17 protein-coding genes and 1 pseudogene are annotated in these 24918 nt (G+C 45.3%); 9 read left to right on the top strand and 9 right to left on the bottom strand.

Annotation, left to right across the window (positions count from 1 at the left end; genetic code table 11):
* Positions 1-80: 80 nt before the first annotated feature.
* Both H3S83_RS04365 and yegQ read left to right on the top strand, forming a co-directional pair.
* Positions 81-581 (top strand): hypothetical protein, encoded by a 501-nt coding sequence (locus H3S83_RS04365; protein ID WP_198239017.1) that lies wholly within the window; start codon positions 81-83, stop codon positions 579-581.
* 386 nt (positions 582-967) lie between these two features.
* Entirely contained in the window at positions 968-2305 is a 1338-nt protein-coding gene (gene yegQ / locus H3S83_RS04360) for a tRNA 5-hydroxyuridine modification protein YegQ (RefSeq protein ID WP_198239016.1), read from the top strand.
* Between the two features lie 150 nt (positions 2306-2455).
* Here the strand turns inward: yegQ and guaA are convergent, their stop codons facing one another.
* From guaA to omp10, 7 genes and pseudogenes are all read right to left on the bottom strand, one after another.
* Positions 2456-4015 carry a glutamine-hydrolyzing GMP synthase gene (gene guaA, locus H3S83_RS04355; RefSeq protein WP_198239015.1) on the bottom strand — a complete coding sequence of 520 codons (1560 nt, stop codon included), beginning with the start codon at positions 4013-4015 and terminating at the stop codon, positions 2456-2458.
* A 109-nt stretch (positions 4016-4124) separates the two neighbouring features.
* Positions 4125-4739 carry a 5'-methylthioadenosine/S-adenosylhomocysteine nucleosidase gene (locus H3S83_RS04350; protein WP_370541332.1) on the bottom strand — a complete coding sequence of 205 codons (615 nt, stop codon included), beginning with the start codon at positions 4737-4739 and terminating at the stop codon, positions 4125-4127.
* A 20-nt stretch (positions 4740-4759) separates the two neighbouring features.
* Positions 4760-6043, bottom strand: coding sequence for an RsmB/NOP family class I SAM-dependent RNA methyltransferase (locus H3S83_RS04345; RefSeq protein WP_198239013.1), 1284 nt, complete (start codon positions 6041-6043; stop codon positions 4760-4762).
* Between the two features lie 256 nt (positions 6044-6299).
* Complete coding sequence (locus H3S83_RS04340; RefSeq protein ID WP_198239012.1) at positions 6300-6755, bottom strand: NfeD family protein; 456 nt, start codon at positions 6753-6755, stop codon at positions 6300-6302.
* Between the two features lie 217 nt (positions 6756-6972).
* Positions 6973-7893 (bottom strand): annotated as a pseudogene (locus H3S83_RS04335) (SPFH domain-containing protein); the annotation flags it as partial.
* Between the two features lie 142 nt (positions 7894-8035).
* Complete coding sequence (hemH, locus tag H3S83_RS04330; protein ID WP_198239011.1) at positions 8036-9031, bottom strand: ferrochelatase; 996 nt, start codon at positions 9029-9031, stop codon at positions 8036-8038.
* A gap of 30 nt (positions 9032-9061) precedes the next feature.
* On the bottom strand, positions 9062-9436 hold the full coding sequence (gene omp10 / locus H3S83_RS04325; protein ID WP_198234591.1) for an outer membrane lipoprotein Omp10: 375 nt from the start codon (positions 9434-9436) through the stop codon (positions 9062-9064).
* Between the two features lie 263 nt (positions 9437-9699).
* On the opposite strand from omp10, the gene H3S83_RS04320 reads away from it, so the two are divergent.
* The 5 genes from H3S83_RS04320 to H3S83_RS04300 all read left to right on the top strand — a co-directional run bounded on the left by H3S83_RS04320 (position 9700) and on the right by H3S83_RS04300 (position 20096).
* On the top strand, positions 9700-11103 hold the full coding sequence (locus H3S83_RS04320; protein ID WP_198225170.1) for a sigma-54 dependent transcriptional regulator: 1404 nt from the start codon (positions 9700-9702) through the stop codon (positions 11101-11103).
* A gap of 1076 nt (positions 11104-12179) precedes the next feature.
* Positions 12180-13679: a DUF882 domain-containing protein gene (locus tag H3S83_RS04315; protein ID WP_246741775.1), complete on the top strand. Its 1500-nt coding sequence runs from the start codon at positions 12180-12182 to the stop codon at positions 13677-13679.
* Between the two features lie 135 nt (positions 13680-13814).
* A complete protein-coding gene (locus H3S83_RS04310; RefSeq protein WP_198239010.1) occupies positions 13815-16301 on the top strand; it encodes a heavy metal translocating P-type ATPase in 2487 nt (828 codons plus the stop codon).
* 423 nt (positions 16302-16724) lie between these two features.
* On the top strand, positions 16725-18122 hold the full coding sequence (locus tag H3S83_RS04305) for an FAD-binding oxidoreductase (RefSeq protein ID WP_198239009.1): 1398 nt from the start codon (positions 16725-16727) through the stop codon (positions 18120-18122).
* A 579-nt stretch (positions 18123-18701) separates the two neighbouring features.
* The gene (locus H3S83_RS04300) at positions 18702-20096 is read left to right on the top strand and encodes an FAD-binding oxidoreductase (protein WP_078039164.1); all 1395 of its coding nucleotides are present in this window, start codon (positions 18702-18704) and stop codon (positions 20094-20096) included.
* Here H3S83_RS04300 and H3S83_RS04295 read toward each other — a convergent pair.
* Positions 20062-20424 (bottom strand): DUF488 domain-containing protein, encoded by a 363-nt coding sequence (locus tag H3S83_RS04295; RefSeq protein ID WP_077970630.1) that lies wholly within the window; start codon positions 20422-20424, stop codon positions 20062-20064. The genes H3S83_RS04300 and H3S83_RS04295 overlap by 35 nt on opposite strands.
* Before the next feature lie 714 nt (positions 20425-21138).
* Here H3S83_RS04295 and H3S83_RS04290 point away from each other — a divergent pair.
* Together H3S83_RS04290 and H3S83_RS04285 are read left to right on the top strand one after the other, a co-directional pair.
* The gene (locus H3S83_RS04290; protein ID WP_077970629.1) at positions 21139-21447 is read left to right on the top strand and encodes a DUF485 domain-containing protein; all 309 of its coding nucleotides are present in this window, start codon (positions 21139-21141) and stop codon (positions 21445-21447) included.
* Positions 21444-23189 (top strand): cation acetate symporter, encoded by a 1746-nt coding sequence (locus tag H3S83_RS04285; protein ID WP_198239008.1) that lies wholly within the window; start codon positions 21444-21446, stop codon positions 23187-23189. The genes H3S83_RS04290 and H3S83_RS04285 overlap by 4 nt, the downstream gene beginning before the upstream one ends.
* A 179-nt stretch (positions 23190-23368) precedes the next feature.
* Here H3S83_RS04285 and H3S83_RS04280 read toward each other — a convergent pair whose 3' ends face one another.
* A complete protein-coding gene (locus H3S83_RS04280; protein WP_246741713.1) occupies positions 23369-24583 on the bottom strand; it encodes an MFS transporter in 1215 nt (404 codons plus the stop codon).
* Positions 24584-24918 lie beyond the last annotated feature (335 nt).

The following is a 24918-nucleotide window of genomic DNA, read 5'->3' as shown; positions in this document are numbered from 1 at the left end:
CTTTTCTTATCCAAACACTGGACTTTTTATCTTCCGACATAACTATTCGTTTATTTGTTCAAACAATGGGGCAATATTCCATGTCTTTATGGGTAGAGGTTAACGACAAAATGCAACATGGCTATCGCTATGAACGCGTGTGTGAAGAGGGAAAAAACTTTTCAGCAGATTTTGAACCGCAGTTACCCCCTAAGAAAATGTTGGAAATGGGGGTTTTCGGCGGAAAATATATGACCGATTGCAAAAATGAATTTCCGTCAAACTGGTTTCAGAACGCGAAATTATCGCCTGAAGGCAAACAGGCGGACATGAATTATTATGGTGTATTGGCCGGAAAACCGCTTTGCTATTGGAAGGCTAAAGGCTGGATTTATGACAATGACCCGCGCGGCTGGTTCCAGTGGTATTGCCGTTATTATTCGGGTCGTCGTATCGAAGGCGAAGACGAGCGGCAGATCAAACGTTGGAAACAGATGCGCCGCCATGTCGCCCAGCTTAGGAAAAACTGTGACCCCGGTGATTTTTTCTGTCGTCCGCGCCAGCGTCAGGCACTTCTGCAATGGGCCTATTTTTGTGATTAAGGTTGACTTCAATCCTGCTTCGTCCAACTTGACCACCTAAGCCATGACCCCTAACTTGGCCTCCTAAGCCGTGGCCGTCTATGGGATGGAATGATAATTTCTGCATGGATAAAAAGTTTGATCGTGATAGCGCATATTTTCTTAACCCGCACACTTTTACCCATGCATTTTTACCCTCGCAGTTTAACAGCTGCATTTTTACCCACATGTTTTAAATTATATTCTTCAAAATTCTGCATGCTGTTTATTCCCACTTCAACCTTCAATTCCGGTAAAACCGGATGTTGTAATGAAGATTAATCTTCTGAAATTATGTTTTCTGAAAGGTTGAACGGATAGGCCAGTTCTGCTAAACAACAGCTCAATTTTCAAGGCTCTTTCAATCAATGTCAAAACTTCATAAAACCGAATTGTTAAGTCCTGCGGGCACATTGAAATCTATGCGTTACGCTTTTGCCTATGGCGCGGATGCGGTTTATGCAGGCCAACCCCGCTACAGCTTGCGGGTGCGCAATAATGAATTCAATCATGAAGAAAATTTGAAGATAGGCATTGACGAAGCCCATTCTAAGGGCAAAAAATTCTATGTTGTCGTCAACATTGCCCCCCACAACAGCAAGCTTAAAAGCTTTGTGAGCGAATTAAAACCGGTTATCGACATGAATCCCGATGCTCTCATCATGTCCGATCCCGGATTGATTATGATGGTGCGGGAAAATTTTCCCGATGTGGATATTCACCTTTCGGTACAATCGAATGCTGTGAATTGGGCAACGGTTAAGTTCTGGAAAAGCATGGGATTGACGCGCGTCATTCTCTCAAGGGAATTGTCGCTGAAGGAAATTGAAGAAATCCGTGAAAATGTTCCCGACATCGAGTTGGAAGTCTTTGTTCATGGTGCATTATGCATGGCCTATTCGGGGCGTTGCCTTCTTTCTGGCTACATCAACCACCGCGATGCCAATCAGGGAACTTGTACGAATGCTTGCCGCTGGAAATATGGTGTCGAGGAAGGCGTCGAAAATGAACTGGGCGAGATTGTCAAAGTTGAAGAGACAGTAAGCGGGGAAATTCAGCCCGACCTTGGCGAAGGGCCAACCACCGACAAGGTATTTGTGCTTCATGAAGCAAATCGGCCGGAAGCTGAAATGACCGCGTTTGAAGATGAACATGGTACATATATCATGAATTCGAAAGACCTTCGCGCTGTCCAATATGTCGAAAAACTGATCAACATCGGTGTCAATTCGTTAAAAATAGAGGGGCGCACCAAATCGCATTATTATGTTGCCCGTACTGCACAAGTTTACCGCAAGGCGATTGATGATGCTCTGGCCGGACGCCCCTTTGACGACAATTTGATGGTGGTTCTGGAATCCCTTGCCCACCGCGGTTATACCGAAGGCTTTTTACAACGCCATAAACATAAAGAATACCAGAATTATGCAACCGGCTCATCACTTCCCGGTCGCCAGCAATTTGTTGGCGAATTTACAGGAAAACGCGTGAACGGACTTGCGGAAGTCGCTGTCAAAAACCGCTTTGAATTGAATGACAAAGTGGAAATGATGACGCCGGATGGCAATATCAATTTTACGATAAAATTACTGAAAAATAAAAAGAACGAAGACATTACTGTAGCACCCGGTGACGGACATATCGTCTACATTCCTATACCTGAAGATGTTCAATTGAATTATGCTTTATTGATGCGGTATGTTTGAAATATCCCGATAAAACAACCTTCCTGAATTTATCATTCAAACCTGAAACCGCTCAATAAAGTCACTTTAACAATATAACTTAAGAAAATGCCATTGATGAAACCTGTTCCTCAATGGCATATTCAATATCTCTCATATCCGCGTTTTATTTTATTCCCACTCGATGGTTCCCGGTGGTTTGGACGTAATATCATAGACGACGCGATTGATGCCGCGCACCTCGTTAATAATGCGATTTGCAGCTTGTGCCAGAAAATCCATATCGTAACGATAAAAGTCGGCTGTCATTCCGTCGACCGAGGTCACAGCTCTTAGTGCGCAAACATATTCATATGTTCGCCCGTCACCCATGACACCTACCGTTTGTACAGGAAGGAGAACAGCAAAAGCTTGCCAGATTTTATCATAAAGGCCGGCTTTGCGAATTTCATCAAGATAAACCGCATCCGCCTCACGCAAAATATCGAGTTTCTCTCTCGTCACCCCTCCGGGGCAACGAATAGCAAGGCCGGGACCAGGGAAAGGATGACGTCCGATAAATTTTTCAGGTAAACCAAGCTCACGCCCCAGAGCGCGAACTTCATCTTTGAAAAGTTCGCGTAACGGTTCGACCAGTTTCATATTCATGCGTTCCGGCAAGCCGCCAACATTGTGATGGCTTTTGATGGTAACCGAGGGACCACCCGAGAATGACACACTCTCAATCACATCCGGATAAAGTGTACCTTGTGCTAAAAATTCCGCTCCACCAAGCTTTTTGGCTTCTTTTTCAAAAACCTCGATAAACAGGCGGCCGATAATCTTGCGTTTCTTTTCGGGGTCGCTCACCCCTTCAAGGGCATTGATAAAAAGATCGGATGCATCAACATGAACAAGCGGAATATTATAGGTCTCGCGAAACATCGAGACTACCTCTTCCGCTTCATTTTTGCGCATCAAACCATGATCGACAAAAATGCATGTTAACTGATTGCCAATGGCTTCATGAATAAGCACCGCCGCAACGGACGAATCAACCCCGCCTGAAAGGCCGCAGATAACGCGCCCCTTCCCCACCTGCCGGCGAATGGCAGAAATGGCCTGTTCGCGATAGGTTTTCATAGACCAGTCGCCTTTGATACCGGCGATATTGTGGACGAAATTCTGCAAAAGACGTGCGCCATCCAAGGTATGAACAACTTCCGGATGGAATTGCACGGCATAAAAATGGCGTTTTTCATCAGAAATCGCAGCAAAAGGCGCACCTTTAGAGGTGCCGATAACTTTGAAGCCTTCCGGCAAAGCAGTGACCCTGTCACCATGGCTCATCCAGACCTGATGATGGGTTCCTTTTTTCCATACGCCTTGAAAGAGAGCACTATCTGCTTCAACTGTAAGATCTGCGCGCCCGAACTCGCGTTCATGCCCTGCTTCGACTTTGCCGCCAAGTTGTGCGCACATTGTCTGTTCGCCATAACAGATACCAAGAACAGGAATCCCTGCATCGAATATTTCTTGGGGTGCTCTCGGAGACCCTATATCAACGGTTGAATGGGGAGAACCGGAGAGAATAACCGCTTTCGGCTTGATACGCTTGAAAGCGTCTGCGGCAGACTGGAACGGTACGATTTCGGAATAGACACCGGCTTCACGCACACGGCGTGCAATAAGCTGGGTTACTTGCGAACCGAAATCTATAATCAGAATTGTGTCAGGATGTATCGTGCTCATAGAAAGCCTTTAAAGAGTCTTTTGGAGAAATGCAATCGGGTGATAGATGAGAAAATAGTTTTTAAACCGCAAAGCTTGCAAAATAACGGCTCGTTATTCCTATCGTCCGTTATTTTTCCGGCTGTTCCAGCACCTTATCAAGCAGCATCAAAGCATTTGCCAGTTTTTCATCAACAATATGCAAATATTGGCGCCAATCCATTGCATGTTCCAGCTCCTTTTGACCATCGGAGATACCCCGCAATCCGAACACAGGAACAGTGAATGTCTGGCAGCTTCGCAATACGGCATAGGTTTCCATATCAACCATATCGGTTTTTATATTTTTATAGCCATCACCGGAAACAACATTGCCGCCGGTCGATAGGCTTGCAGACGGGAAATCGGGTATCAATGTCGGCATTTTCACAGTTGCGGGCAGATCAACAAAAGGCGTTACCCCCTTTTCAACACCCAGTACCGTCGCATCCATATCGCGCCAGCTCACAGATGACACCTGATAAACTTCTGTTTGTTTGAGCTTTTGCGAGCCACTCGAACCGAGCGAGACAACAAGGTCGGGCAAGCGGTTCTCGTTTTTCATAGCACTTAAAATTTTTGTCGTATTGATCGCGGCCTCGATCGGCCCCACGCCAATAATGTGCGGTTTAATGAGCTTTTTGAGGTGCTCGCCATATTCCAGTTCGGTTGCCATCAGAAAAAGAACCGATTTTCCACCCCACATGCTTGACCTCATAACTATGTTTAATGTTTTTCAAGGACCGATATAAAAAAGCCGTCCGTATCTGTACTTGCCGGAGATAAAACCAGTCCGTGTTCAGGGAATACCGGCCTTGGTGCATCTTTCCCGAAATGTTGCTGCCACAAATTTTTCATGTCGATTTCTTTGAATTGCGAATTCTCGGCAAGAAAAGCCGCTATTTGTTTGTCATTTTCGGAAGAAAGCAGCGAACATGTAATATAGACGAGATGACCGCCAACTTTAAGATAAGGTAAGGTCGCGTTCAAAACGGTTTTCTGTTCTGCAATACGGCGTTCAAGCTGGCCGTCTGTCAAGCGCCATTTGGCATCCGGACGGCGGCGCCATGTTCCCGTACCTGTGCAAGGTGCATCAAGCAGAACAATATCCATTTGACCTTTTAATGCGTCGAGTTCACTTATATTGACGTGCGGTTGAACATTGCGAACACCGGAGCGACGCAGCCGTTCAAAAATCGGAGCAAGACGGGCTTTTTCGGCGTCATAGCAGTGGATTTGACCACGGTTTTCCATATCCGCCGCCATAGCCAATGTTTTTCCACCAGCGCCGGCACAATAGTCAAGCACTTGCATACCGGCTTTTGCTCCGGCAAGTCTTGCTACGATTTGCGATCCGAGATCCTGCACTTCAAAATAGCCTTTTTGGAAGGCCGGCTCTGCCTGCACATTAGGGTGCCGTTTCAATTTCTCGATCGGTGGAATGCGTAAAGCGTTATCGAACCATGAGACCGGTTTGGCACCTGTTCCCGCAAGTTCACGCATAACCTTTTCGGGGTTTGCCTTCAAGCGGTTCACACGTAAATCAAGCGGTGGGCGTTTTGCCAATGGGACAGCTTCATCAAGCCAATGGGAGCCGAAAATATCCTGAAATAGAGGAACACACCATTGCGGCAGGTTTCCCCGAATATAATCGGGCGCTTCGTCAATATTTTTGGTGAGCCACATATTGCGGCTATGTTCACTCAATGGTTCCGGTGCAAAACGGTCTCCATCAAGACTATGCGCAAGTTCATCAAGCGAAAGCCCGCCATCTTCCAACAATGCACCAAAGGCTGTGTCATGAGGATCATCGCTATCCATGCGCCATTCAAGTAAATAACGTTCCCGCAAGGCGTCATAAACAATATTGCCGATTGCAGCCCTGTCACCGGCGCCAGCAAATCTATGCGAAAGCCCCCAATCTTTAAGTGCTTCCGCAGCCGGTCGCCGGCGCGATTTGATATCCTGCAATACTTCAATTGCCGCCTGAAGGCGCCCACCCAGTCGCATAGTTTTTTCAATTCCTGCTTGATGTTCCAGCACAGGGAATAAACGAATTTATTAAAAAGGAAAACCGTTCACGAAAAAAAAGATCACGTTGATAGCTTTATTTATCACAGTTTGAAAAATGAAATCCGGAAGCTTTGTCGGAAAAGAGGGGAGCCTGACCGGTCGAAAATGAAGCACATCAAAAAATGTTCGGCATTGACAAGGTTTTATCAGAAAAACACATCAAAGACAGGCGGATCACAACGTGGCCTTGAATTCAGGCCTTTTCAATTGTGAAAACACCATTATCGAAGGCAACCACTTTGACTTCCGTGCCTTCAGGAAGATCAGGCCCTTTGATGCGCCATATTGTATCGTCAACGCGAATGCGCCCTTTGCCATCCCGAACGGGTTCCTCAAGAACAACTTTTTTGCCAATAATCTGGTCGGTTCTCCTGTTTAATAATGGCTCGTCGGTTTCGCGGTCGCGGCGAAACAAATTACGACCTATCAACACCATGATGATAGAAAATATCAGGAAAAAGATGACTTCCACTTTCCAGTGTGCAATCCAAGGCAGGTTGTAAAAAAGCAAAGAAACAAGTGCCGTCAACAGAGCCCCGAGACCGAACCAGACAAAAAATACGCCTGGGAAAATGAGTTCAAGAAGGAGCAGGATAAATCCTAAAACCACCCAGTTCCATGCTCCCAAGGTCATCAATAAATCAAACATGCTTGTTCCTTCTGAAGGCCAGCTTTTAACGCTCGTTCTATGAAGTAATGCTCACTCTATGAAGCTTGGCAGCTTGTCTAAAAATTCAACCTTTTACAAGCGGTGAAGCTCCTTAGGGATTTACCTATTCCAACTGGTCAAAACCGCTTGCTTAAGCCTCATATAACAACCACGAGAGAAAACATCGTCTCCTGTCCTGCTTTCAACTTTATTTTTTCTCTTGTGAGGAACCGAAAACTTCTTTTGCAATGGCACCGATGCCACCAAGAGAGCCGATAAGCGATGAAGCTTCCATTGGCATCAACACAACCTTCTGGTTATTGGCTGTACCAATAGAGGCAAGGGCATCGGTATATTTTTGCGCAACAAAATAATTGATTGCCTGAACATTTCCCTTCGCAATGGCTTCGGACAAAACCAATGTTGCTTTTGCCTCTGCTTCTGCCAGACGTTCACGTGCTTCTGCCTGCCGATAGGCGGCTTCCCGCTTTCCCTCTGCTTCCAGAATCTGTGCCTGTTTGAAACCTTCCGCCCGCAAAATATTGGCATTGCGGTCCCCTTCGGCTTCAAGAACTTGTGCGCGCTTGTCGCGTTCGGCTTTCATCTGCCGGCCCATAGCGTCGACCAGATCACGCGGCGGCTGGATATCTTTTATTTCAATTCGGGTCATCTTCAAGCCCCATGGATGGGCTGCTTCATCAACCACATGCAAAAGCTTTTCATTGATCGTATTGCGGTTGGATAAAAGCTCGTCAAGATCCATTGAACCGACAACAGTACGAATATTCGTCATATTGAGGTTTAAGACCGCATAATTCAAATCCGATACCTGATAGGCGGATTGGGCAGCATTCAGCACTTGGAAAAACGCCACTGCGTCAACCGAAACAGTTGCGTTATCGCGGGTAATGACTTCCTGAGTGGGAATATCAAGCACCTGCTCCTTCATATTGACGCGCGCGCCTATACGGTCAAAAAACGGAACAATCAAATTAAGTCCCGGCATCAAGGTTTTGGTATAGCGGCCGAAACGTTCAACTGTATATTGATAGCCTTGGGGAACCTGCTTGATTCCTGCAAACAATGTTGCAACAACTAGCACGACCAACAACAATAAGGCGATATTAAAACCGAACACATTCTTCTCCCTTAAAAAATATCGAGATCAGTATTCGTATCGTTACAGTTTTATTTGCCTGCGGAAAGCTGCAAACAGCGATGGTAGGCAGCTTTCCCCCGTTTAATGATCAATGCAAGTGTTTCAAAATGTCAGCAATAGTTCAAATCCAGCCCTGAAGCTCTCTTTTTACAAGATGGGCGATGACTTTCATTCCGTCTTCACTGTCATTCAGGCAGGGAATATGGACAAAATTCACTCCACCATTTTCTTTGAAGGTTTTTTGCGCTTCATGGCCCATTTCGTCGACGGTTTCCAAACAATCAACGACAAAACCCGGATTGAAGACTGCGATAGATTTGACGCCTTCTTTCGCAAGTTTTTCAACGGTCGCGGCTGTATAAGGCTGCAACCATTCCTCGGGCCCAAAGCGTGATTGGAAGGACATAACGAGCTTGTTCTCGTCCATTCCAAGGCGTTTACGCAAAGCTTCGGTTGTGCGCACGCACTCTTCCGGATAAGGGTCACCCCTTTTTGCGTAGGATTGAGGAATACCGTGATAGGACGCAATGATCTTTTCCGGAACAAATTCGAGTGTCTTCAAATGTCTCTCGACCGAATGGGCGAGCGCGTCAATATAAACCGGATCATCACTATAAGGAGGAACAGAGCGTATGGCCGGTTGATAACGACGTTTTTCAAGGCTTGCGAATACTGCGTCGAGTACCGTTGCCGTTGTTGTCGCAGAATATTGAGGGTAAAGAGGGAAAAACAGAACTTTTTCGCACCCCTTTTCGATCATAGTGCCGAGTACCTCGTCAATTGAAGGCTTGCCATAGCGCATGGCCCAATAGACCTCGACATTCGTCTCATCAAGGAGCGGACCGAGCTTTTCAGCCTGAGCACGTGTATAAGTGCGCAAAGGCGACTCGTTCAATTCATAATTCCAGATACGCTTATAAAGTGCACCGGACTTTTTCGGGCGTACGTTGAGAACTATTCCATAAAGAATCGGGTACCATAAAATGCGTGGCCATTCTATTACCCGTCGATCTGACAAAAATTCACGCAAATATTTGCGAACATTTTTTGAATCGGTACCTTCCGGCGTTCCCAGATTGATCAGGAGAACGCCAACCTTACTTTTTTGATCTGCCATAAAATTCCAGTCTGATCTTTCCGTTTTTTATTAGATTTTTCTGTTTAAAGAAAATTGCGAACCGCTGCTCGAGGTGCACAAGAGCTGCATCGAGTTATTCGATATTGCGCAATTGACGCGTGAAACAGTTCCGCGAACAATCGAGCGCATCTCGATTTCGACAAGTTGCGGATTACTGAAACGATAATTTCCTTCTGAAAGCTTTTCTTTTGTATCGGACGAACGCGTCTCGAAGATACCGTTTCTGAACGACGATACGATACCATTTTTATCGACCCACTGGCCATCAATTCCTGTCGGAATATTCTGCACCGAAGGACGCTGGCCATAATTTTGTGAAAGATTACAAGCTGCAAGGGCAAAAGCCATTGCAGTAAGACAAAGAGTGGACGCAATAGGTTTCATCAGGTTTGCTCCAAAAAACCGACATCAAGCGGCAAAAAACAACTGATAACAGCTGTATCAACATGTTATAGCTCAATCAATATGTCGCTTTTGATGGAAATCAACGGAAAAGCTTTTTTTTGGAAAAAATTCTCTTTTCTGTTGCATGTAATCATCAGATTGATAGTAGTCTGACGCTTGCGGGGCAAACGAGGTACACCTATGTTTTGCAACCAAACGCCTATCTATGCGTTTTCGTCCTCACAAAGGAGATGATGAAAGCAATGATGGGTCCTATACTAGTAGCAGCCGAAGACTATGGTAAACGAGCCAACACTTCTTCCATTCTTCGTGCTCTCGGATATCGTGTAATTGAAGCAGAAAATGGATTACGCACACTCGATTTGTTGCGTAAACGCCGTAATATTTCATTTGCATTGGTCGATTTGATGATGAGTGACCTTGGCGGAACCGATCTCATTTCAACAATCCGTGTTACCGGATTTGCCGCCCCGCTCGTTGTCATGTCCGATGTAGAAAATGAGGAACTCCTCCAGAAAAGTCTGAAGGCGGGTGCCGTTGATTACCTCGTCTATCCGATTACATCACTAAGATTGAGTGTGACACTGGGCAATCTCTCGATCAACAATACCTATGAGCGTGAAGTGCATTACATTCGTCGCCAGCAGGAAAACCACTTGCGGTTCTCCGACCTTTACGCAAATAGTGAAGCAATGAAAGAGCCTTTCGAACGGGCAAAACAAGCTGCTTTGTCAACCAAAAATCTTCTCATCGAAGGAGAAAAAGGAACCGGTAGAGAGACACTTGCCCGCGTTATCCACCACGAAAGTCCTTACGCAACAGGTAAATTTGTCCGTATCCAATGTGTGCCGATTTCTGATCCCCTGCAGGACGCAAAAAAGTGGGAAACCAAGATTCTGCCGCATATCAACGCGATTGACCATGGAACAATTTGTCTTTGCGAGATCGACCGGCTTGAAATTAATCAGCAGAGACGCTGGGTTGATTTTCTCAAGAAACGCAAAGAATCTGAAAAAGGTGAAGAGCCCAAGTTCCGTTTGACAACTATTTCAACGTCACGGCTTCAGGGGCTTGTCGAAGACGGTCTGTTTTTGAAGGAATTCTATGATCTGTTGAGAGAATGTCACGTAATTATTCCCCCGCTTCGCGAACGGCGTGACGATTTTGCCGATATTGCGCAGCGTGCCATTGAACATATTGTCGTTGAAAGTGGGCAGCCGCATGTTCACGGGGTGGCAGGTTCTGCACTTTCGCTTTTATTGCAGCATGATTGGCCAGGGAATGTTGGTGAACTGGAAAATGTGCTTTTTCGCGCTGTATTGCTGAGCCAAGGGCCACTTTTGACAATTCGTGACTTCCCGCAACTAACCGGAAATCAGCTTGCCGATTTCAGAAGCAATGCACCGGTAGAAATAGCCGAAAAAAATGATCGTTATTCCGTTCATCTAATTGATGATAACGGTCAGGTGCGTGCTTATAATGAACTTGAACGGGAAATCATTGAACGCACAGTGAACCACTATCGTGGACGCATGAGCGAAGCGGCCCGTCGTCTCGGGATCGGTCGTTCAACACTTTACCGCAAGCTTGATGAATATCATGCTGAAAGTCGGAAAGAGACCGAGACATTGCGCCGAGCAAGTTGAAAACGGGCAAGCTGAAAATAAGACTAAATAAGACTGGCCGAAAAAGGTCGGCACCGCATAATTTTAATGCGGCATGATGATTTGGTGGTGACAAATATCTTTGTCACCACTTTTTATTTGTTTTTCTTGAGGAAAAACTGCAATAGCCTAAATTGCAATCGTAATTAATGAACTTCTATAACTTCATTCTGTTTTCTTTATAGAAGGCAAGAACCGCCCTTCCCTTCGTTCTCCCGCTTATATAGCAAAACGAAACTGCCTTTTTAATCAAAACGAAACTACGTTTTCGATTTCCATTTCGAAAGCACCCGAATTCGGCACTTTTCCCTCATGCTGTGTTTAAATGCAAAATAAAATCCGCTTTTCACACAGCCGATTGTTAAAACTGGCCGACTGTTGAATGTGCCGATTGATGGATATGGATTGACGATTTTTCTATTGGACGAATTCTCTATTATTTGTGCTCCAGAAAACAACCAAAAGAGATAAATTTAAAATTTCATTTGCCAGTTCTGGCTGGACTTTCCGTTAGGGCGCATTTGCAATAATCGTCTATTTTGTATTGGCTGCTTTCCGGGATATTATTTGCACGATATTGTCAGGACATATCGCGATTACCATTGCTTTTCCAACCCCGTCATGACCTCTCATTGTCTTCACATAGATCAAAAAACAGCCATTTTGACTTGTTTTAAGTAGTGTCAAACCCAATATTAAAAATGAACCGGCAGAGATGCTGCGCAGGAATATGTCAATAAAAAGAAAAAATTAACCATCGTAACAAAATGTTACTGAGTTTTTGATATTTGTTCTCTTCTGTGGCATTTTTGCCATGGTATAGTCGTATTTGATCAGCATCATTGTTTTGCTGGCTCACATATAAAGCTGCTGTTAACCATTCTGGGTTAGGCTTTACTAACTATAAAGCCGATTTCAGATGGTCGGGGAGCGAGTTAATTGAACACCACGTTTTGATTATCGCGTCTCATCCGCGGGTAACAGGGCAGGTTTTACGAATGGTGGTTGACGGTTTGAAAAAATCATTTTGGACATTTCGTCGTTTGTCATTGGCCTTCATGGCAATGGGTACAGCTTTGTCCTTTATGTTGACACCGGTAGCAGCAAAGGCTGAAACAAGGTCTTTGAAGCTCTATTACGTCCATACCGGTGAAAAAGCCGAAATTGTTTTCAAACGCGATGGCAAATATGATCAGGCCGGTTTGAAGCGGCTGAATGTGTTCTTGCGTGATTGGCGGCGCAATGAACCAACGAATATGGATCCGCGTCTGTTTGATCTCATCTGGTCTGTTTATCGCACCAGCGGGTCGCGCGAATATATCAATGTTGTTTCAGCCTATCGTTCACCGGCAACCAACAATATGTTGCGTTCACGTTCGCCCAATAGTGGCGTTGCCAAAAACAGTCAGCATACGCTTGGCCACGCCATGGACTTCTATCTACCTGATGTCAATCTCGCCAAATTGCGTGCTATCGGATTAAAGCAGCAGGTTGGCGGTGTCGGCTATTATCCGCGTTCGGGGTCGCCTTTCGTCCACATGGATGTGGGCAATGTACGCCATTGGCCGCGTATGAGCCGCAGCGAGTTGATGGCATTATTTCCTGATGGCAAGACTATGTATATACCAAGTGACGGCAAACCGCTTTCTGGATATAATGAGGCGAAAGCCGAGTGGCTCGCCCGTCGCGGGGCACCGGTTGTCTATGCCAGTGCATCACCTGCCCCTCAAAAACGCGGGTTTCTCAGCAGTCTTTTCGGGCGTAAAAATTCGCAAGAACAGTCAACCGAACAACCTGTGCGTGTTCAACCGAGTGCTCCGGTCGTAGCCGAAGAGCCAAAGACAACCACAGTGGTTTCATTACCCAAAAAGGACGCACCGCTTCCCGAAACTTCGCCTTTGCGCGGCAAGGGCATGAAACCGACAGACGAAGACGAGGAAGAGACCAACGAAGCACCGGTTATGGCTTATGCTAATGTACCGGTACCGACCTTCAAACCGGATGAAGGTGAAGATAATGAGACGACAGTCAAATTGGCATCGGTTCCTTTGCCGGAATCAAGACCTTTGCGGCAGGATGAGGCTGATAAAGTTGCCCTTGCTATTGCCAATAATGGGGGCGAGACCGGAAAGTTGTCTGACAAAGTTCCGGGTGACGATTTGACGGCATTGATCGAAGCAAATGAAATCATCGCTGTACCGGATGACGATTATGAAGAAGACGATGATTATGCCGATGCAGATGATGCCCAATCTCCGGACGAGTCAACTGTTGCAGCGCTTGAAACAAATAAATCTGCAGAAGCACCCAAAACTGCTCCGAAAGTCGACCGCCCTGATGAAGAAGACGTGAAAAACATTATTTCGGAAAACGAAAATAGAGCACCGGCTTCTTTAACAAATTCGGATATGCTCGCTCCCGACGAGGAATTGCGCAAAGTGCCGAATGTAGTCTTTGTTTCCGGTCTGGAGAAAAAGCAGGAAGTTTCGCGGGTTGCAGAACTCAGAGGTCGTGCAATCGACTTCCACGCTGTAGCACGTATCAACGACACATATTGATTTTAGTCGTCGTAAATATTTGATCTTTTATCAAGGCCTTATCCGGTTCGCTCCGGATAAGGTTTTTTCATCTATTTTTTCTCTTGACCTTCCCATAAGGGGAACCATTATCTCTTGATGTGAAAGGTGCGTTTCATGACAACAACTTCACAAACGGAAAAAACCGGTCAATCTCCGGCAAATGATAATTTTCATATCAAGCTTGATATTGAAGGGATGACTTGTGCATCTTGTGTTCGCCACGTCGAAAAAGCGCTCAAAAAAGTTGAAGGCGTAGACAATGTTGTCGTCAATCTGGCAACAGAAAAAGCGGACGTTACGAGCAAAAATAAACTCGGTATCGACGAGCTTGTGCAAGCGGTCGAGAAAGCCGGTTATGAAGTAGGTTACCAGCCGGTTGACCTTGATATTGAAGGTATGAGTTGCGCTTCTTGTGTGCGGCGCGTTGAAAAGGCACTACTTTCGGTAGACGGGGTAAAGACTGCTGTTGTTAATCTCGCAACAAACCGTGCCCATGTCGAGATGCTTAAAAATGTTGCGACAATTGATGCGCTGGAGAAAGCTGTTGCAAAAGCCGGTTATGGTGCAAAGCCCGTAAATAATCATAAGCAAGTCGACAGACAAGCCATTGAAGCGCATAAACTTGGCCGCTCTCTGGTTATAGCTCTTATCCTCACCATTCCGGTTTTTGTCCTTGAAATGGGCGGCCATATCATACCGCCGTTCCATCATTTTGTCATGACGACGATTGGTATGTTCCCCTCCCGCCTCGTCGAATTTATTTTGACAACACTTGTGCTTTTCGGCCCCGGTTGGAGGTTTTTCAAATCCGGCATCCCCAATCTCTTTCGTGCGACACCGGATATGAATTCGCTTGTTGCTGTCGGCTCCTTTGCTGCATGGTCCTATTCTACCGTTGCGACCTTCGCCGGCGCTTATATGCCGGAAGGAACCAATAATGTTTATTTCGAGGCGGCAGCCGTTATTGTTACTTTAATTCTGCTCGGCCGTTATCTTGAAGCAGGTGCACGTGGACGCACCAGTGAAGCCATCCGTATGCTTGCCGGTTTGAAACCGAAAACAGCCCGCGTTTTAAGAAACAATGAAGAAAAAGATGTTGCACTTGATGATGTTGCCGTCGGCGACATTATTGTGATGCGGCCGGGAGAAAAATTCCCTGTTGACGGTTCTGTCACAAGTGGCAACTCGAATGTTGATGAATCCATGATGACGGGCGAACCTCTGCCTGTTGCCAAGAAAGAAGGCGACAATGTTTATGGCGGAACTGTCAATGGCAATGGCTCCTTGACATTTCGTGCTGAAAAGATCGGTGGCGATACACTTATTGCACAAATCCAGAAAATGGTCGAAGACGCCCAAAGTGCAAAACTACCCATTCAGGCTTTGGTCGATAAGGTAACAGGCTGGTTTGTCCCTGCGGTTTTTGCAGCCGCAATTGTTACGTTTTTTATCTGGCTTTTTGTCGGCCCTGCTCCGCAATTTCCACATGCTCTTATTGCCGGTGTGTCGGTCCTCATCATCGCTTGCCCTTGTGCAATGGGTCTTGCAACGCCGACATCTATTATGGTGGGCACAGGTCGGGCAGCCACTCTCGGTATTCTGTTCCGTCGCGGTGATGCGTTACAAACATTACGTGATACCGATATTGTTGCTTTTGACAAAACCGGCACACTGACGGTCGGTAAACCGGTTTTGCATAAAATAATCACAGCCAAGGGATTTGATGAAAAACAAACATTGGCAGATGTTGCAGCGGTAGAACTTCGCTCCGAACACCCGATTGGCGAGGCTTTGAATGAAGCTGCAAAAAAAGCCGGAATATCCCTTTCGACTGTTGAAGGATTCAATTCCAAACCCGGATTTGGTATTTCCGGCAAAGTTAATGGACGAGACGTCATTATCGGAGCCGACCGTTATATGAACGAGATAAATGTTGATATTTCGGGCTTTGCCAAAGATGCCGAGATTTTCGGCAATGAAGGCATGACGCCATTTTATGCGGCAATAGACAATAAGGCGGTTGCAATTTTTGCCGTTGAAGATCCCGTCAAACAAAATTCGGGGAAAACGATTGCCGAACTTCAAAACATGGGCATCGCAACAGCGCTTGTCACAGGCGATAACCGTAACACAGCAAAGACAATCGGCTCAAAACTCGGTATTTCAGAAATCGTCGCAGAAGTGCTTCCGGCAGGAAAAGTGGATGCTGTGAAAAAAATACGTGGGGGCGAACGGCGGGTCGCCTTTGTTGGTGATGGCATCAATGATGCGCCGGCACTTGCGGCTGCCGATACCGGTATTGCCATTGGAACCGGTGCCGATGTCGCTATTGAAAGTGCGGATGTTGTATTGATGTCGGGGGATCCGACAGGCGTTGTCAATGCAATTGCCATTTCAAAAGCAACAATCCGCAACATCAAGCAGAATTTGTTCTGGGCATTCGGTTATAATGTTTTGCTCATTCCTGTTGCTGCCGGAATTTTCTATCCGGTCTGGGGCGTACAATTGTCGCCAATGCTATCTGCCGCAGCAATGGCAATTTCAAGTGTCTTTGTGCTTTCCAATGCATTGCGTTTGAAACGTTTCAAACCCCGTTTGTAGGCTAACGGTGTTTTCGGCAACCTTATTAGATCAGGTCAATCTTCGCCGCTCATCATATTGAATGAAGAGTTTTAAAGTGGATTGATCAGAGGTGGGAGCATTCACAAAAAGCATGGAGATAGATGTGAATTAAGTCTGTCACCCACATTCTGTTCAAATAGCCAAAATAATCATGCCGGAAAGACGGGTGAAGTTGACATTCACCAAAACATTTTGTCATCGAACCGGTGTTCATTACCGGAAACGATTTCACAATGGATAAACAAATGCGCTCATTGAATTTGAATAAATTTTCAATCCTTTGAAAAAATTTTCGCAGAAGACCGAAATCAATCATAATATTTTGAAATAACATTGCAATTTCTTGCGCTTGGCGCGAAAGTGGCAAAAGAAAATTGCCCACCCAAAGAGAAAGTAAAAAGAATGGCAAAACACTGCGATGAAGCGACAATAGATCGTGTTTGTGAAGAATTGAAAGCGGCTTTCGGAGACCGGTTCAGCCGCAATCTTTCTGTCCGTCAGGCTCATTCCCATAATGTGACCGCACTTTATCAACAAACTCCTGATGGCGTTGTCTATGCGACCAACAAAGACGATGTTGTAAAAATCGTAAAGATTTGCGCCAAGCACAAAATGCCGATTATTCCCTTCGGTGCCGGAAGTTCCATTGAGGGGCAGCTTAATGCGCCTAAAGGTGGCATCAGCATCGATTTTTCAAAAATGGATCAGGTTGTTTCTTTTTCACCTGAAGATATGACGATAACTGTCCAGCCCGGAATTACCCGCGAAACTTTAAATAGCTGGTTGCGCGACAGTGGTCTGTTCTTCCCGATCGACCCCGGTGCCGATGCATCTATTGGTGGCATGGCCTCGACACGTGCATCCGGAACCAATGCCGTGCGCTATGGCACGATGAGAGAAGCTGTTTTAAGTGCCGAAGCGGTTATGGCAGACGGGAGAATTATCCGTACGGCAAGCCGCGCAAAAAAATCGGCCGCCGGCTATGACATGACCCGTCTTCTTGTCGGTTCTGAAGGAACACTCGGCATTTTTACCGAAATTACTTTGCGTCTGCATCCGGTTCCGGAAGTGGTTTCGTGCGGCGCTTGCACTTTCCCGACTGTAACCGATGCCTGCAATGCGGTTATAGAATCAATTCAATGTGCCATTCCCTTCGCACGTGTCGAACTTCTTGATGAATTCATGACAAAAGCCTGCAATGCCTATTCGGGATTGAAACTTGATCCCCTTCCAACGCTTTGTGTCGAATTTCATGGCGATAAAACCAGCGTTGCCGCACAAGTTTCACTGTTTGGTGAAATAGCAGCAAGCCATGGATCAAAAGATTTCAAACATTCGACCGATCCGGATAAACGCGCCGAACTCTGGAAAGCACGCCACGAAGCCTTTTGGGCAGCGCAGGCAAGCCTGCCGGATTGCGATGTATTTTCCACTGACGCCTGTGTGCCTATTTCAAGGCTTGCCGATTGTGTGGGTGAGACACAAAAAGATCTTCAGGAGCACCACCTTATCGGGCCAATGGTCGGTCATGTCGGTGATGGAAACTTCCATGTTCTTCTCGGCTATCACAAAGGCAATAAAGAAGAAGAAAAGAAGGTCTATGAATTTTCCGAAAGATTGTCCGAACGGGCAATTTCGATGGATGGAACATGCACAGGTGAACATGGCATCGGGCAAAGAAAAGCAAAATATTTGCGTCTCGAACTTGGCGATGCTGTCGATTACATGCGGGCTATCAAAAAAGCTCTCGACCCTGACAATATTCTCAACCCCGGAAAATATGGATTTGAAGACTATTGAAAATAAATGGTGAAGCGGCTGTCCAACCAATAACTTTGAAACGATCGTTATAGCGTCACTTCACTCCGATATATCTGTTACAAATTGATCTGTCATCGGCTGCCTGTTTTAATCAAATGGGCAGCTTTTTTATTTCCTGAGGTTATTTTTGTTTTTCGGATTTTATTCCGGTTTGTTTATTTTCTTGAAACTTACAATCCGCATAACGCAATATCTAAACCGCTTTTAAAACGCGTTCCTGCGTTTAATTGCTCAAGTAATCTCTGCTTTTAATTTCTTGAATGATAACAAAACGATTTTTTTCAGATGAACATGTTTCGACCCGCCATTGGTGAAAATGCGATAATCGAGACCCGTTGATGTCCGTTTCCCTTAACATGTGTATTTTTCTGGAATATTGGTATTCCACATTTTTCGTTTTTTTATAAAATCATTCTAATATAAAAATTAAAAACAACAAATATATTATAATGAATTGACATAATACATTTATTTTACGAATATTTTTATTGAAAAATAACTCTCAATCGTGCCAACATTTTAAATCAGCTATCCAATACAGGGAGAGGAGTGTAGAGAATGGCTAGATTAGATCAGAAGACCGTAGATCAAGTGTGTAAAGAATTGGAAACGGCCTTTGGCAATCGTTTCAGCAACAATCTTTCAGTTCGTGATACCCACTCGCACAATGAAACAAAATTACGACACGAAGTGCCTGATGGCGTTGTTTATGCTTTGTCAAAAGATGATGTTGTCAAGACGGTCAAAATTTGCGCCCGTCATAAAATGCCGATTATCGGTTTTGGTGTGGGAAGCTCGCTTGAAGGGCAATTGAATGCTCCCGTAGGTGGTATCAGTATCGATTTTTCAAAAATGGATCAGGTCGTATCTTTTTCACCGGAAGATATGACAATTACAGTACAACCGGGTATTACGCGAGAAAAATTGAACAGTTGGTTGCGTGATAGCGGTTTGTTTTTTCCGATAGACCCCGGTGCAAACGCATCGATCGGGGGGATGGCGGCTACACGCGCATCAGGTACCAGCGCTGTTCGTTACGGAACAATGAGAGAGGCGGTTTTATGTGCAGAGGCTGTCATGGCCGACGGCCGCCTCATCCGCACAGCAAGTAGAGCCAAAAAATCTGCCGCCGGTTATGATCTGACACGGCTCCTCGTTGGCTCGGAAGGCACACTCGGGCTTTTTACCGAACTCACAATAAGGCTGCATCCGATACCTGAAGTCGTTTCGAGCGGCATTTGCACTTTTGCAACAATTGGAGACGCATGTAATACAGTCATCGAGTCCATCCAGTGTGCTATACCCTTTGCACGTGTCGAATTGATGGATGAATTTATGGTCAAGGCATGTAACGCCTATTCCGGTTTGAGCTTGGAGCCACGCCCGACGCTTTGCGTCGAGTTCCATGGCGATGAGGCAGGCGTTGCAAGCCAGGCCGCCACTTTCAGCGAGATCGCTGCGGCCCATGGTTCGAACAATTTCCAGCAATCGACCGATCCGGAAAAACGTGCTCAACTTTGGAAAGCCCGTCATAGCGCGTTATGGGCTGCCGAGGCAAGCTTGCCTGACTGCGACGTGTTTTCTACAGATGCCTGTGTGCCTATTTCACGTCTTGCCGATTGCGTTACGGAAACGCAAAAAGACTTGAAGGAACACAATCTGATCGGTCCAATCATCGGCCATGTCGGTGACGGTAATTTCCATGTTTTTGTCGGTTACCCGAAAGATAACGAGAGGGAAGAAAAACGCATCTATGAATTTACCGAAAGGCTGTCGGAACGGGCCATATCAATGGGCGGCACTTGCACAGGTGAACATGGTATAGGACAACGCAAGATAAAATATTTGCGTATGGAACTTGGAGATGCTGTCGATTTCATGTGGACAATCAAACAGGCTCTCGACCCTGACAATATTCTTAATCCTGGGAAATACGGTTTTCCAGATAATTGAGAAGTACAACCGCATTGTTATGTTCTTCGTCATGCGCTGCATATAATAAAGTTACATGCGCGTGTTTCTTCAGGGAAGAAAGAAAAAGTTCTATTGCATCCGATTGTGTATTGAGTTCTGCAATATAGCGGCTTTTGAATTCTTCCCATTTTCTGACATCATGGTTGAACCAATGACGTAAATCATTGCTCGGAGCCAATTCCTTTTGCCAATCATCAATATGGGCTTTCTCTTTAGAAAGCCCTCTTGGCCAAAGACGATCGCTTAGAACCCGCCACCCGTCATCTCCCGAATATGGTTCATAAACCCGTTTGATTGCTATCTTCATTCTGTGTCATCCCAGTCGTTTTATAAATCCGGAAGTTCAAACCAGTACATTTCCAATGGCAAATGTCATTTTCTATAAATGTCATTTTTTCTATAGAACATTTTACATCGTTTCACGCTATGCATATTTCTTAAAAATAGATCAATTGATAATGACAATTCTTTTAGGTTTGGGATGGTCTTTGAAACTGCGGTATTTTCCTCTTTTTATAGAACGACGGATGACTTTGACCGCTTTTTTAAAAGATCATTTTCACTAATAAAAACAATGTGTTAAAACAGTTATACGAAAAGTTGAATAATGAATACTAATAAAAAACTGAAATACGTTACCGCCTATATTGACATAAGAGCATATTTGAATAATTCTTTTTAATAGAACGAAAGGGATTAAGAGGAGGCCTTAAGTTCGTTTCACTTATATACGTAAAAAACAGGTATACGTGAAAAAATGGGAGATTTTGTTACCTGATCTTAAAATATTTTTGTAAAAATTATAATGGTTCACTGTCTCTATTAAAAATAGAGATAGTATTTATTTATCTAGAACGTGGACGGTTGCGGATAAAGCATTCAGTTTTCGTTTTGAATATTCATTAATAGCCATAGCGAGTAAGTGCTATGGCGAGTAACAGTTATAGCAAGTAACAGCTATGACGAGTAACAATGTCTACCTGACCTTGAAAAACTTTCCTGTCACGGAGGAGGAGCCGTTATGGATAAAGAAACTATTGCCCGAATTGAGGCGAACCCCGCTTATATAACGTTGAGAAAAAAGCGTAATAGACTTGGCGGCGTTCTTACTGTTATTGCGCTGATTGTTTATTATGGCTGGATTGCACTCATCGCCTTTGACAAGCAATTTCTGAGTTTACGCATTGGTACCGGCGTTACAACGATTGCCATTCCGATTGGCATCGGTGTGATTGTGGTCATGGTTCTGTTGACCGCGATATACATTCTGATCGCCAATAGCAGTTATGACCATTATACCGACGAGATTAAAAAGGAGGTCAAGAAATGAACCTCTTTTATTTTTTTAAAAAACAGCGTGTCTTCGGGATAGGTGCCTGTCTCGTTTTTCTCTCCAACAGCATTAGTGCCAAAGCCGATGCCATTGGTGGACAACTTCCCAAACAAGCCACCAACTGGTCGGCAATCATCATGTTTTTTGTGTTTGTTGCCCTGACCCTCTGGATTACCAAATGGGCTGCAAACAGAACCCGGTCACGAGCCGATTTTTATACAGCGGGCGGAGGTATAACCGGCTTCCAGAACGGTTTAGCCATTGCCGGTGACTTTATGTCTGCCGCTTCCTTTCTCGGGATTTCGGCTATGGTCATGAGCGTCGGTTATGACGGTTTGATCTATGCTGTCGGCTTTCTTGTTGGTTGGCCTATCGTCATGTTTCTTATCGCAGAAAGGCTACGTAACCTTGGTCGCTTCAATTTTGCCGATGTTGCGGGGTTCCGTTTTGCCACTGTTCCTATACGTATCTTTGCGGCCTGCGGGACACTCGCTGTTGTTGCTTTTTATCTGATTGCACAAATGGTTGGTGCCGGCCAGCTTATCAAACTCCTGTTCGGGCTGGATTATCTTTACGCCGTTGTTCTCGTCGGTGTTTTGATGATGATCTATGTGCTTTTTGGTGGCATGACGGCGACAACATGGGTGCAGATTATCAAAGCCGTATTGCTTCTTATCGGTGTCACCTTCATGGCGTTTATGATCTTGTTGAAATTCAATTTCAGCTTTGAAAATTTCTTTCAGGCGGCCGTCAATGTCAAAGCGACATTGTTTGCCCAAAAAAACGCTGTTGACGCCACTTCGCCTGAAGCGATTGCTGCCGGACAATCCATTATGGCTCCTGGTGGTTTTATAAAGGACCCGATTTCGGCTATTTCCTTCGGTATGGCATTAATGTTCGGTACCGCCGGCCTTCCCCATATTCTGATGCGTTTTTTCACTGTTCCGAATGCAAAAGAGGCAAGAAAGTCGGTTTTGTGGGCAACGATCTGGAACGGATATTTCTATATCGTTATCTTTATCATCGGTTTTGGTGCTATTGCACTTGTCCTCTCCGATCCGATACTTTCAGCGCCCCTTTCAAGTGGTGCAGGAGCCGCAAATATGGCCGCAGTCATGGTCGGAAAGGCGGTCGGCGGAAATATGTTCTACGGTTTTATCTCGGCAGTTGCTTTTGCGACTATTCTGGCTGTCGTTGCCGGTCTCACCCTTTCCGGTGCAACAGCAATATCCCATGACATTTTCAATATGGTTTTGAAAAAAGGAGCTGCAACGAGTGACGTGGAACTACGTATCTCCCGTATTGCTACGGTCATCATCGGCATCGTCGCTATCCTGCTTGGCATTGTGTTTGAACAACAGAACGTGGCATTTATGGTGGCTCTTGCTTTTGCTATTGCCGCCTCGGCAAATTTCCCTGTTCTTTTGCTTTCCATTATGTGGAAAAAATGCACAACACGAGGTGCGGTCATCGGGGGTTTTCTTGGTTTGATATCTTCCGTGGGATTGACAATTGTCTCGCCGGCCGTGTGGGTTTCAACATTCGGTTTCTCGCCGGAGTCAGTACTCTTCCCTTACACCTCGCCAGCGCTCTTTTCCATGATCTTAGGCTTTGGCGGCGTTTGGTTATTTTCAATAACCGACAACTCCAATCGGGCACAGGTAGATCGCGCCGGTTTTCCTGCCCAGCAAATCCGTTCTGAAACCGGCATCGGAGCGTCAGTTGCCTCCGACCATTAAAACGGTTTCTGTTTAACCGGATTGTATAAATAGAATCCGGTTTAGAAGAATATCCTGTACTCAAGAAAAAGGCGGTCCCGAACCGCCTTTTTCATATAACTCCCATTTGAATTTGCGGCGGGTCTTGGCGAAGTGTCAAACTTGAACATGAGTATGATGCCGGTTTTATGTTCCAGTTCTCAATTTCCTTCGTAATGTCGATAAAGTTTCAGGTCTATGACAACAGCAACAAAAATAACCAGGGCGGTCACAAAAAAGACCGGTCGAACGCCGAACCACCCGCCAATAAAACCACCGCAAACAGGCCCCAGAACCTGCCCCACATATTGCGACGAAACTGAAAGCCCTAGAACTGTCCCCACAGCATAATCCGGTACGATATGACGCAAAATAGCAGTGACACAGGGAATTAGACCACCAAGTGCCAGACCGAGCAGAAACCGCAGCACAACCAACATCCATGCGGATTCAACAAATGCTTGCGGCAAGACGAGAATTGTGGACAAAATCATCGCCCCGACCAATATTTTCCAATGACCGACACGATCTGCAAGCCGCCCGACCAAACTTGCCGATAATGCGCTTCCTAATGCTGTCATTGACATAACAAGACCTGCCCAGAAAGTTAAACTCGCTCCTCCTCTCGACAGAGTATTAACGTAAATTGTTATAATCGGCTCGATTGACAGATTGGCAAATGTTAGAAGCGCTCCGGTTAGCAACATTGCACAAACACTGTGATTAAAGAGACTTCGCGTGAGCATGCCCTTGTCTTTTTTACGACGCCGGTCAACAAAAACCTTATGATTTTCACTGATCGCAAATGTCGTAACGATAAAAGTTATAAAAATCAGAACACCGATAGCGACAAAACATGTTCTTATGCCAATATAATTCGGCAAAATACCACCAATCAAAGGACCAATAAAATTGCCCGCCATAACGCCAGACGAAATAACGCCCAATGCCCATCCGGTTTTATCTTTCGGCGTTTGTGTGGCCGCAAGAATAGCCGCTCCCGAAGCGTAACCTCCAGCGAGCCCCGTCAACAATCGCAATAAAACCAATTGTGAAATGCTTGTAACAAAGCCCATCAATCCGATCGAGATTGCCATTCCGAAACTTGCACGAACCAACATGAGCTTACGTCCGTAACGGTCGCCCAAACGCCCCCACAAAGGCGCAACAAGAGCCGCGGAAAAAAACGTCGCTGCATAAGCAATGCCTGACCATTCCGAAACGGCCTCAGGATCGCTCACCCCGATTTCTTCAACAAAAAGTGGCAAAAAGGGCAAAAGGACAGTCATTCCGACAATAGTCGTAAAAGCGCCAAAAGCCGATATAACGAGATTTCGCCGCCAATAAGGCGACAATTCTTCCGTTTGTTCAACCATTTGACCACCCATAGAATATTTTTATACCGATATGTTTTGCAACTTTTATAAGGTAAGAACAATTGGCAATATCGGGGAATTCATTTCCGTTTTGTCATCCATTCCTGTCGTTCATCCACCGTTTGCCGGCTCCTTTATTTTTATCCATTATTTTATGGAAAAAGGAAGAACGATTTATTTCTTCAGATCAATAGCTGTTTTTGCTTTCAGATTGCACAACATGTTTTGAAGACCATGATGTCGAAATGGACATATCATTCCGATTTTTCATTTATTGACAAAAAGGGTTTTACTCACTTGGTCAAACTTCTTTAAACAACGAACAAATGAAAAAT

Origin of the sequence: Bartonella sp. W8122, assembly GCF_016102485.1 — a bacterium.
GTDB classification, from domain to species: Bacteria; Pseudomonadota; Alphaproteobacteria; order Rhizobiales; family Rhizobiaceae; genus Bartonella; species Bartonella apihabitans.
This window is presented reverse-complemented; position numbering and strand designations above follow the sequence as displayed.